Source organism: Aquimarina sp. I32.4, from assembly GCF_002924285.1.
Lineage (GTDB): Bacteria > Bacteroidota > Bacteroidia > Flavobacteriales > Flavobacteriaceae > Aquimarina.
In genome coordinates this window covers 74,422-84,991 of the sequence record NZ_PGUB01000005.1, presented here as the reverse complement: position 1 = coordinate 84,991, position 10,570 = coordinate 74,422, and the positions used below count along the sequence as shown (strand labels likewise).

General features: G+C 29.7%; 13 protein-coding genes. All 13 read right to left on the bottom strand.

The features are described 5' to 3' along the window. Positions 1 to 390 (bottom strand): transposase (locus tag CVD18_RS22315; RefSeq protein WP_146052680.1); only part of this gene is annotated, 390 nt, incomplete at its 3' end. Between the two features lie 263 nt (positions 391 to 653). Beyond that, on the bottom strand, positions 654 to 1,409 hold the full coding sequence (locus CVD18_RS02070) for a DKNYY domain-containing protein (protein WP_103863783.1): 756 nt from the start codon (positions 1,407 to 1,409) through the stop codon (positions 654 to 656). A 7-nt stretch (positions 1,410 to 1,416) separates the two neighbouring features. Beyond that, a complete protein-coding gene (locus tag CVD18_RS02065; RefSeq protein ID WP_103863782.1) occupies positions 1,417 to 2,853 on the bottom strand; it encodes a hypothetical protein in 1,437 nt (478 codons plus the stop codon). 14 nt (positions 2,854 to 2,867) lie between these two features. Then, the gene (locus CVD18_RS02060; RefSeq protein WP_103863781.1) at positions 2,868 to 3,407 is read right to left on the bottom strand and encodes a phosphate ABC transporter permease; all 540 of its coding nucleotides are present in this window, start codon (positions 3,405 to 3,407) and stop codon (positions 2,868 to 2,870) included. Then, a complete protein-coding gene (locus CVD18_RS02055; RefSeq protein ID WP_146052679.1) occupies positions 3,385 to 3,852 on the bottom strand; it encodes a hypothetical protein in 468 nt (155 codons plus the stop codon). The genes CVD18_RS02060 and CVD18_RS02055 overlap by 23 nt, the downstream gene beginning before the upstream one ends. Before the next feature lie 140 nt (positions 3,853 to 3,992). Beyond that, entirely contained in the window at positions 3,993 to 5,276 is a 1,284-nt protein-coding gene (locus CVD18_RS02050) for an ankyrin repeat domain-containing protein (RefSeq protein WP_103863779.1), read from the bottom strand. A gap of 531 nt (positions 5,277 to 5,807) precedes the next feature. Next, the gene (locus CVD18_RS02045) at positions 5,808 to 6,305 is read right to left on the bottom strand and encodes a DUF192 domain-containing protein (protein WP_103863778.1); all 498 of its coding nucleotides are present in this window, start codon (positions 6,303 to 6,305) and stop codon (positions 5,808 to 5,810) included. Positions 6,306 to 6,468: 163 nt separating this feature from the next. Then, positions 6,469 to 7,824 carry a cell envelope integrity protein CreD gene (creD, locus tag CVD18_RS02040; RefSeq protein WP_103863777.1) on the bottom strand — a complete coding sequence of 452 codons (1,356 nt, stop codon included), beginning with the start codon at positions 7,822 to 7,824 and terminating at the stop codon, positions 6,469 to 6,471. Between the two features lie 28 nt (positions 7,825 to 7,852). Beyond that, the gene (locus CVD18_RS02035) at positions 7,853 to 8,506 is read right to left on the bottom strand and encodes a DUF1361 domain-containing protein (protein ID WP_103863776.1); all 654 of its coding nucleotides are present in this window, start codon (positions 8,504 to 8,506) and stop codon (positions 7,853 to 7,855) included. 15 nt (positions 8,507 to 8,521) lie between these two features. Further along, the gene (locus tag CVD18_RS02030; protein WP_103863775.1) at positions 8,522 to 8,821 is read right to left on the bottom strand and encodes a hypothetical protein; all 300 of its coding nucleotides are present in this window, start codon (positions 8,819 to 8,821) and stop codon (positions 8,522 to 8,524) included. Then, the gene (locus CVD18_RS02025; protein WP_103863774.1) at positions 8,818 to 9,279 is read right to left on the bottom strand and encodes a Coq4 family protein; all 462 of its coding nucleotides are present in this window, start codon (positions 9,277 to 9,279) and stop codon (positions 8,818 to 8,820) included. Before CVD18_RS02025 ends, CVD18_RS02030 begins: the two co-directional genes overlap by 4 nt. Positions 9,280 to 9,332: 53 nt before the next feature. Next, the gene (locus CVD18_RS02020; RefSeq protein ID WP_103863773.1) at positions 9,333 to 9,626 is read right to left on the bottom strand and encodes a transcriptional regulator; all 294 of its coding nucleotides are present in this window, start codon (positions 9,624 to 9,626) and stop codon (positions 9,333 to 9,335) included. 38 nt (positions 9,627 to 9,664) lie between these two features. Beyond that, the gene (locus CVD18_RS02015; protein WP_103863772.1) at positions 9,665 to 10,270 is read right to left on the bottom strand and encodes a hypothetical protein; all 606 of its coding nucleotides are present in this window, start codon (positions 10,268 to 10,270) and stop codon (positions 9,665 to 9,667) included. Positions 10,271 to 10,570: the final 300 nt, after the last annotated feature.

Genomic DNA, 10,570 nt, shown 5'->3' with positions numbered 1-10,570 from the left:
GTCTTGCCCATTATCAGTCTTACCAATACAGCCTAAATATTGTCTGGAAACACAAGCTGACATTTTTCCTTTTTTACGAAAACCTACCTCATCTATCAGTAAACCAGTAGGTTGTTTATTATTAACAAACATCTTTGAAGATTCTAAGGCTACTTGGTCCATTAAATTTCTAAACGACCAACAATCGCTATTGATAAAATGATTAATGCTTTGTTGATCCAAACAAGACAAGTGATCTGCTATATTCTGGCAGTTTACAGTCTTCTTTTCTAGTTTGAAAAGCGATTGAAAGTAATCAAAGGCGTGTTGCCTATAAGAAAACTTGACAATCTTAAAGTGCGTACTAAAATCTGAAAAGAAGGAAGTAAAACTAGAACGGACAGATTCCAAAAATTCAGGGGTTTTGGAATCATTTTTTTTGGCGGATACTATCTATTATAGCACGCTTTTGTTTAATTTGTGAAACATTTATTTTGAAGGAGCAAAATAGTGTGTTTACTATCATTCACAAAACGTTTTGCTCCTTTTTTCTAAGATGACAAAGTAGGAATAAGTCACTTTTTAAATTTTGATATAAACTTTTCTAAAATTATCAATTTACAAGAATATAAAGTAATAGAATTCAGATTTGTAGTCAAATAATCTATATTTGATCAGTTTTTATTAAACTGAGCATAATTGCTGTTCCAAGCAGAAAACTCTTTAACAGAAAGGTTTGATTTATGATACTTATTTTTCAATTCTTTGTGTGTGATTATCAAATCATCCCAGAAATAATATCCATATTTATCTTTTGCATAAGGTCCTGCCCCTTTTTGAGAGGTAAATGTGCTATAATCTACTTTTTCTAAAATACCTGCTCGTTCTCCATAGATATTATTTTTATCTTTTGCATAATGATCTCCCAATACTCTAAAAGTGGCATGATCAGCGATATCATACATATAAAAACGCCCACCATATGCCATATCATAATAATGGTAAATATGATTTTTGTCTTTATAAAAAGTACTGCCTATATGTTTAAAACTAAGTGTATCTACTAGATCTGTTAATAATCTATCGCTTTCATTGTTTTCGATATGATTTATATAATTTACAGTCCTACCAATTTCTGTAGCAAATGGAATTTGTAAAGCAATTTCTTTGTTTTTATTTATATAGAGTCCGCATCTAAGTTTTTTCCATTCTAGAGATGCATTTATACTATCTAGTCGATCTACAATATTTTGCATTCTTTCTTCTCGATTTATAGTATTGACTTGTATATTTTCTTTGGTTTCTATACTATCTACAGTTTTCGTATTATGTATTATGGGATCTTCTGTAGTATTTTGCTTGATATTACAACTAATCATAAGTATAAAGCCTAGTAGTAAACACATCGTTATTTTTATAAATTTCAGCATTTTATACTTATTTATGTATTGTTGTAACTAAATTTAAGAACGTAGCAATTGCATTCTGTTTTTCATAGGTTACCAATTTCATATTAGGCTTCCAAGTGGTGGTATCTTTTTTTACCATAAATCGTTTTTCTATATTTTGCTGTTGCAATACTGTATTGAATAAGGCTGATATGGCTACATGATTTTCATCTAATAATTTGTTTTTGTCTAACTTAATTACATAACCTTTTGTATCATTACCTAAAAACAATGTAAAATCAGTATCAGATCTTAAATATTCCTGTCTATAAAAATTTGGAAGATCTCTCTCAACCCCTTCCATAAACTTTCTCATAATTGTACTATACCCTCTAGATTTATCTAAAAAATGACCAGATCCTGCATACGGATTTGCGTTGTATGTAAATTTTACCTTTATGGTTTCTAAAAAATCTTTTTGATCCAAAAAATAATGATTGTTACAATAACTCAGTGTAATTAGATATTCTAACCGTTTAGGTATTTCTTTAGGCAACAAGCCACTGTTTTGTGCTTTTTTGATAATTGTATTTATACATTCTTTGTCTGAAACGATCTTGTTCGGGTTATCTTTAAATTCATATAGATAGAACATAATACCACTTTGTCTTGTTTGTTTTATGATATCTTTTATTGTTTGCTTGTCTATATCATGATACTGTTCTAATCGCTCTAGGATTATTGCCATATGATTAATAACACTATTTAAGTTTAAAGTTGTTTTTCGCTCTGTTCTAAAACATTCAAAAATAAATGGGATCGCTTTTTTACCCCCAACCCTAGCTAATTCTGGTAAAACAGAATAATAATAATCTGTTCGCATAAAATCATTCTCTTTAACATTACTATACATCTGCAATAATGCATTGTAATAGGCATCCGATTTTTCATCTAGTAATAAAGGAGCTATGTATGAAAAATCATTAGGTGTTCCGTCATACAGTTTTTTAATTAATGTATGTTTTATTTTTTGCTGAATTTCAGCTGTGCCATTTATCATTAAATGATCAAATACACACTCTGATTCTGATAGGGCAACAAAATTAGATATCCATATGTTTTTTCCTTTGGTAAGCAGGGATTGTATTTTTGGCAATCTTTCTTCTATATTTCCTTGCTTGCTATATTGTAATAAATCATTAGGAAAAGATAAATATTCACGACTACTTAAATTATCAAGAGATTGAAGGTTGTTTATTTTTTGTTCAAATTCTTGTATCTGAGAGGTTGTCCAGGATTCTGTGTTTTGATTTATTTCTGCTTTTTTAAGTTGAAAACGATATCCCAATGTATCCAGATGTTCTTGTTTGGTGTATTTGTATACCAGAAATCCATCTTTGGTTATGATAGGAAGTGTTTTTTTCTGTGCTTTTGTATTACAATTCCATAAGAATAAAGACAATAGTATGATTCTTGTAGTTTTCATGTTCGTTTGATATATTAATCGCAACATATATTTAATTTAGATAACTGAAATGGTCCGTGATGTAATAGCACACCAAAAACTCCAGAATCTGTATAGAGTATCTCATCAAAAATAGTTATCTCGGTTTTGGTAGTTGTTTGACAAATAAAAAAATTACCTCCATCGATACAATCCATCTTACCTTGTTTATGTAGATCTGTCCAGCCAAATTCTTCGTATCCATTATTATCTTTGTTAAACAAAAACCTTCGGATTTCTTCTTTATCATCATTTGGCTGACTTTCTAATTTGATAGTCCACCGTGTAGTATCATCTCTATATTTAACAGCTAGATTTTCTGGGTTTTCATCTTTAATTCGTTCTATTACAAAATACTGTGGTTTATATGTTGTAATACTATCATTGCTAAATGGTATTACTTTATATCTTCCTGACCATATATCAATATCTGCATTAGGGCTCTCTTGTTGTTGACCAAACGAAGTAATAGACCTGAGACAAATAATAATTAATAACAGTGTGTTTTTTGTTTTAAAAACCGATCCGTATTGCATATATCTTTGGGTTAAATTGTTGTATTAGTTTGTGAGATGAATTGATTTCGGTATCCCCTATAAATTCGTCAGGAAGTACCTCTGTATAAGATTCAGGTTCTAATCTAAGATATACTCTCTGATATTTTGCGAAATAATTTTCTAACTTCCCTTTGTTCCAATTAATAATAGCTCCCGAAAAACCCCATTCAAAACCTAGAAAGCAGAATGGCACTTTGTTTATTTTTTCTAATTGTTTAAGACTTGTAGCTATCCCGATACCATTTTTAAATTTCCATTCTGATTTTGGATGAGATACTAATATATATTTTGGGTTAGAGTGTTTATCTTGATTTTTCCATAAGATAGATAACTCGTTTTTAGTGTTAGGGAAAATTTTGGTTCCTATTTCATAATATTCTTCTTCAAAAAATATGGTATCCTGTAATATCTTTTTTTTTTCCATAACGTTTAATAAGGTCTTTTTTGGTTGTTTTTTGTGTAAAAACCTCAAGGTTTTATGGGTTTTCATCAGGCAATAGCTTGTAGTGTATTATCTGATAATTACAGTAAAACAGAAAGATAATAGAAAGTAGCCGCATATTTTTAATTTCTTAAAATTCGATTGATTATATCTGATTTACCTTCACTATACTTTTTGGTTTCTTTTATTCCTAATTCCTTCAAATAAGTAACAACATCATTATTATGGGTAGACTCTGCATAATACAGCGCATTTTCATCATCTTTATTTTTAAAATGTAGGATTGCTTTGTTTGCTACTAAGAATTTTACTGCTTCCAAGCTATTCTCTTTATTCTTTTCTTTACTCATCCCAAATTGATCATAAAAAAATTCATTGATACTAACTTGCATACCTCCGATTTCTCTATTTAAAGAATTAAAATTTTCATAAAGCTGTGCGGCATGCATTAGAGGTGTCAGTTGGGATTTTTTAGAAAGCTGATTGACATCGGCACCTTGTTTAATTAAGTAATCAAGCATAATAACATCACCTCGTATGGCAGCATAGTGAATAGCTCCATAATCATAATCTGGATCTTTATAATTAATTTTTGCTCCTCTTTTTAATAATGATTGGGATGTAACAGTATCCTTAGAAAAAATAAAAGCGTGGTTTATTAGTTTTTTTGACATCCATTTCTCTTCTAAGAGTTTGTTTAGAAATATGGTGTCATTAGAACTTCTTATTGTATTTATAAATAGTTCTTCCTTATTTTGTTTGGTCATTTTATCATAAAACAATTTCATAATCTCTGTATTACCAGATTCAATTGCTATATCAACAACCATATTCTCATTAATATCTTTTATAGTATCTGATGCATTGTTATCTATAAGAAGTTGAGCAATATTAGTATAGCCTTTATCAATGGCAAGATGAAGTGGAGTAGATTTCATAACTGATGTACTCTTAATATTGGGATTCGCTTTTTTGTCTAGTATCTTTTTTACCAAAGCAATATCATTATAATGAACAGCATAATGAAGTGCCGAATACCCATTATAATTTTCTATAGTATTAATGTTTGCTGTTTTGTCTAACAGACTGTTAATAAAAATACTAGTATTATTATTAGATTCCATTGCTGCTAACAGTGGAGTAAAATTAAGTGAGTCTAGTATGTTTAAAAGATGATTTTTTTCTATTAAATGATTGCTTATCTTTTCTGCATTAAATCTTAAAGCCTGGTGTAAAACAGTAGATCTATGTTGAAATCTAAGAGTATCTATATCAATTTTACTAGATAGTTTTACAAAGCTTTTTAGATCATCTTGCTCAATAATAAAATCGATATTTGTAGTAGTGGGTTTTGTACATGAAGAGACAAAAAATAGTATCATAAAAATGTTGCAAATATGTTTCATATAAAAAGTTTTATAAAGAACTAAAGGTGAGTTCTAAGTAAATATAAGTAACGTTACATAGTGTCTGTTACTAACAACCTTTATTTGCAATGCTTTAGTTTATATTCGCATTTTTTGTAATACAAATATTCTTTACCTATATCATCTAATAAATAGATACAATTATCATTAATAGCCATTAGTATAAACTGTTTCCTTGTCAATAAGAATACTCTGGTTCTAGAAACAATTTGTATGGCGCTCTCATGATTTACATCTTTATGGTAAAGCTTTACTCCTTAATCATAGATTGTTTTCTAAAAGCATCTACCACTGGTTACACAATTCTAGAAGTCTGTTATATTTAAATCATAGGTGCTATATATTTAGCAACAAGTAAAAAACACTTACCGATTTTGATAAAGAAGTCAATATTTGTTGATTTTTCAGGTGATATCTACACTATTTTTTGTCTTTTATTTGTGTCTTTACATTATAATGACTTGATAAGCAATACATATCTTTTGTAGTGAATTTAAAGTGTAAATGGTATTATTGTTTTGAATAAGAAATAGAGTCTCCTTTTTTTAGGTTCCATGTATCTGTAAGATTTGCATTTACTTCTAGTGTATATAAAGCAGGGCCTTCAGAAGGTAATGAAGATTCGTCTAGAGGTTTGGCATTTTTTTGTATGCTCACTACTTTGTATGCATCATCTATGTATATAATGTCTAAAGGGATTAAAGTGTTTTTCATATAAAAATATTGTACTTTTTTTTCTTCAGAAATAAACAACATAGCTTGGTTAGGTTGCATAGACTTGCGGTACATTAATCCAGTTTGAGTTTGATAGTCATCATCAGCAATTTCAATATCCAATTGGGTGATCAGTTTGGGTACAGAATCTTGCAAACTAAATAATGAGAGTTCGCCTTCTTTGGTAAATGTAATCTCTTTTGTGTCGATCTTTTTGACTTTATTATCTGTTTTGCATGAAAAAATGCTTAGTGCAGTACATGCGATGATGGAAACATAAATCCTCTTTTTCATTTGTGTATGATATAATTTTATAAGATAGTTGCGATTTGTTTATAATTATTTTACCTATCCTTTTTTGCGCGAACTAAAGTAGATAAAAAAGCCGCACTTCAAAAATATGAAGCACGACTTTTCTCAACTAACTAACCGAACCAAATTCTATAACTGTTATTTTCTATTCATTTTTCCAATCAATCTTGCGTGATATCATCATTATAGTACCTAGAATTAAGAATAAACCAATACTACCTACAAGTAATGCGTAGTTTTCTAATTGTATAATCACAAAAATAAATAAGTATAATGCGGCTAGAGAAGTAGCTACAAAAATCATAAACTTAAAACTTTTGAGTATTGCTTTTGAGTAAATAGATATTAGGGCAACCACAGCAGTACCTGCGATACTGTATGCTTGTAAAAAGCTTGCATGTTCTGAGATAGAGATAAGAAGCGTGTAGAACATGGTGAGCGCCAGTCCAATCATCAAATATTGAAAAGGATGAATATGAATTTTACTAATTGCCTGTATTAAGAAAAATACTAGAAAAGTAAGTGCAATTACAAGATAACCATATTTGGCTGCACGTTCACTTTTTTGATACTCATCAACTGGAATCAGCAACTTTACTCCAAAGGCAGAAGAATTGATCTCAGGTAACTCTCCAAAAAACTCTTGCTCGAATTCTCTGTTTATCTGTAGAACTTTCCAGTTAGCTTTAAATCCATTCTCTGTAATTGCTTTTGTCTTAGTATCTGGCAGGTAATTACCATTAAAACTAGGAGAAGCCCAATTGGAAGTCATAGATACATTGGTTTCTCTACCAACAGGTATAAATCGTAGTTGCTCACTTCCGTTTATGATTAAATCTAAGCTAAAATCAATAGTGTTTTCTTTGGGCAAGGCTGTTTCTTTTAGAAACTTGGTCTCCATAGTATTGGTATACGAATTTTGAGTATACTTTGAGCGAAGTGGGTAGTTTTCTTCTCCTATTTCTAATTCAAGATTACTTCGTATACCTTTTAGATTGGTAGAATTTACCACTATAGTAGCTTTGTTCCATAAAATATCTTTTTCTGCTACGTCCTGTGTTTCAAAATTCGGAGTAGTAAAAGACCCTTTTATTTTAATATCAGCAGTATATACCACAGATTCATAAATACTTCTACCTAAAGTTTCAGATTCTATATCTGTTTTGATGTCTAGCGTATTTGGAAAGAAAAAGGCATAGTTTATAGTGATGATATCATCTTTATGATAAGATTTTGTTTTCTCATCCCATCTTTTATGTATGTTATGAATTTGGTAAGGTACTTTTAGTACAGGACCGTATAGTAATACCTCATTACCCCATTTTTGATTAATCTCGTTTACTACTTCCTTTTGCCTGTGGGAACGTTCTTGTATTAAACTTTGAACATAAGAAAGAGGAATTAGAAGAAATAAGATGAGTACCCCCACCATTAACATTCGTACTGTAATTGATGTTTTTAGCCATTGTCCAAAGGACTTTTTTTGTTTTTGGGTTTCCATAATGATAAAAGTTTATTGTATATGTTTTTTAATAGTTTTCTTTTTTGATTTGATATTGCTGTGAAATTCTATAAATGATAATCAAGAAACAGCCAAATCCTAGTGTAAATGCCCATGTGTTGATATGTTCTATGGGAAATAAGATCCTTTTTGATATATCAGATACTATTTTCATCGGATTTTGAAGTATATCCCAACTATTCCAGCGTAAGACTCTCCCTAAATAGATGCCAAAGCCGCATAGCATTAAAATAGAATAAGAAATAAGGTTCGTGTTTTTTTTAGAAAATCGTTGTAATAGTAATGAGTGTATTAAGTTTAATGATGCAAGTCCAATGATAAGGCCGTTGATAGCAAAAGATAGAATGAGTAAAACATCAAACCATATCGATTCTAAAGTGCTTAATCGTAAATGTTGTAAATCAGTTAATATATATGGTGAGTTAGGTAGGAATACTAGCCATATAGTAAAACCAGCCCAAAAGATAAAATGATTTGTTTTTCTAATACTTAACAAAAGAGCAATTACATAAGGGATACATGCTAAGAAAAGATTCCAGATTAGAAATAAATAAAATAAAGAATCAGTTTTTAAGGCTCTTACTAGTAGTAGCAAAAAGCTAAATGCTGTAGCGAATATAAAACCTTTGATAAAAGGTATTTGGTTATAGATAGTGTTCATTATTTAAAAAATATTTTAAAAAGAATTAGTAAGAACGATATTAATATACCCTATGGTTATTGGGATATTGATAACGACCACTGCGATAGTGGTTAAATTTTCTTTGTAATGCTTATAGTTGATAATTGAATTAGCAATGAGCCCTACAAAGGTGATTACATTCAAGGTAAAAGCGACCATAACATAAAAGATACCTATGTCGATCATAGCTCGATATTGAGAAATTAGAAAAAATAATAACAAAGATGTTCCGAGTACAAAACTTATAGTAGCAATAAAAAGTGCTGTTTTGTTAATAGGTTGTATGATTTTCATAATGATGATATTAAAAATGTTGTTTGTAGCGTTTGTATAGGGTAATGAAGTAGTTTTTTATAATCTAATTGATGAAATGAGTAAGCAGCTTTCCCTTTTTGATATGCATTTTTGAAAAGGTTAATTTTATTAGGATACAACAAAGTACCTAGAAAGATCACAGAGAATAAATAAGTACTGTATTTACCATTTCCTAGAAGGTAATATTGCATAGCAATCTCCTCAGGAACTGTTATACCTGTATTGGTTAATACATGAAAAACATCATGATTCTCTAGTTTAGGTTGTGGACTAAAATCATGTTGTAGCAAAAATGATCCCAAATGAAACCCAAGACTGTCTTTAGGGTATTCTATTAAAGTTTTTACAGGAATGTCCCAAGAAGGTTGTTTTTTAAACCATTTTTGATATGGTTTTTTACTCCATTCGTATATGATCTCTAATAATAATGCTCTCATGTTGGTTGTTTAAAGTACTTTGAAATTCAAAGTAAATTGATAAAAAAATATAATTACTGTTTTAGTAATTTTTCAATAGCCTCTACGTGCTTTTTAAAAGCTTCTCGCCCTTTTTTTGTAGCGTTATATCTAGTGTTCGGTTTTCGCCCAATAAATGACTTTTCTACTTTTATATATTCTTCTTTTTCCAGAGCTTTGGTATGACTAGCAAGGTTGCCATCTGTTGCTCCTAGTAATTCTTTTAGCATTTTGAAATCAGCATATTCATTAACCATTAATATAGACATGATTCCTAGTCGGATACGGTGATCAAAGGCTTTGTTTATATTATTGATTATACTGCTCATTCGCTATTCTTTTTTGGTCAAATATAAAAATCAATTGGCTATCTGTCGTGATTTAGATATATAAGACTGCCATATATAATGTGCATTACTCCAAACCCTGCTACCCAAAACCAAAAACCATAACCAGGAAAGATAGCACAAATCAATCCTAATACAATTTCTGCATACCCTAGATATCTAACATTACCAATTGTATATTTTGAAGCATTGATTAATGCTAAACCATAAAAAATGAGCATCAATGAACCAGTAAGCCCATAGTGGTGACTTGTGATTTTTATTATAATATAGATACCACCAGTTACTAGTGGGGTCAAGAAAGCAACAAGTAATCTTCTTGAAGCACTATTCCATAATGTTTCGTTATTTCTACTAGCTTTTCTAGTGCTTAGTATAACTGCAGATATAATACTTAATAAAGCAACAACTACTAGATCAATTAATATAAATCTAAATATTTTACCATTAAGTAATAGATAGTCTCTACCACTAGTACTAACTAGATAGTAAGCTATTGCTGCACCTATAATAGCATAAATACCTGCCAATATACCAGATAGGCCACTTAATGAGAAAAAGCGAGATGATTTATTCATCATATCCTTGATCTCGGTAATGTCTTTTAAGTATTCTTCTTTGCTCATTGTTAAAGTACTTTGAAATGCAAAGTAAATGTAAAATTTTGAATTACACAAATTTCATTTCTCCAAATAGGAATTATTTGTCAAATAAAAATGTAAGAAAGTACTTTCTTGTGTTAATGTATTGATAACACATTTATGACCTTTATAGGATCGATTGGTGATGTTGTGATGTCTAGCTTTATGATATCAATAGTTTACTAAAATAAAGTGTTGCTTTTGCTTAAATATATTTTGATTTCTTTAACAAATTAGTCAAAAGTAATTTAACAAGATGTTGGTGTAAAGAGGAGTGTGAGGATT

Excerpts from the sequence above, each read along its gene's own strand:
- CVD18_RS02025 (WP_103863774.1), bottom strand. The coding sequence starts at position 9,279 with ATGAGAGCATTATTATTAGAGATCATATACGAATGGAGTAAAAAACCA.
- CVD18_RS02045 (WP_103863778.1), bottom strand. The coding sequence starts at position 6,305 with ATGAAAAAGAGGATTTATGTTTCCATCATCGCATGTACTGCACTAAGC.
- CVD18_RS02055 (WP_146052679.1), bottom strand. The coding sequence starts at position 3,852 with ATGGAAAAAAAAAAGATATTACAGGATACCATATTTTTTGAAGAAGAA.
- CVD18_RS02020 (WP_103863773.1), bottom strand. The coding sequence starts at position 9,626 with ATGAGCAGTATAATCAATAATATAAACAAAGCCTTTGATCACCGTATC.
- CVD18_RS02065 (WP_103863782.1), bottom strand. The coding sequence starts at position 2,853 with ATGAAAACTACAAGAATCATACTATTGTCTTTATTCTTATGGAATTGT.
- CVD18_RS02050 (WP_103863779.1), bottom strand. The coding sequence starts at position 5,276 with ATGAAACATATTTGCAACATTTTTATGATACTATTTTTTGTCTCTTCA.
- creD (WP_103863777.1), bottom strand. The coding sequence starts at position 7,824 with ATGGAAACCCAAAAACAAAAAAAGTCCTTTGGACAATGGCTAAAAACA.
- CVD18_RS02035 (WP_103863776.1), bottom strand. The coding sequence starts at position 8,506 with ATGAACACTATCTATAACCAAATACCTTTTATCAAAGGTTTTATATTC.
- CVD18_RS02030 (WP_103863775.1), bottom strand. The coding sequence starts at position 8,821 with ATGAAAATCATACAACCTATTAACAAAACAGCACTTTTTATTGCTACT.
- CVD18_RS02015 (WP_103863772.1), bottom strand. The coding sequence starts at position 10,270 with ATGAGCAAAGAAGAATACTTAAAAGACATTACCGAGATCAAGGATATG.
- CVD18_RS02060 (WP_103863781.1), bottom strand. The coding sequence starts at position 3,407 with ATGCAATACGGATCGGTTTTTAAAACAAAAAACACACTGTTATTAATT.
- CVD18_RS02070 (WP_103863783.1), bottom strand. The coding sequence starts at position 1,409 with ATGCTGAAATTTATAAAAATAACGATGTGTTTACTACTAGGCTTTATA.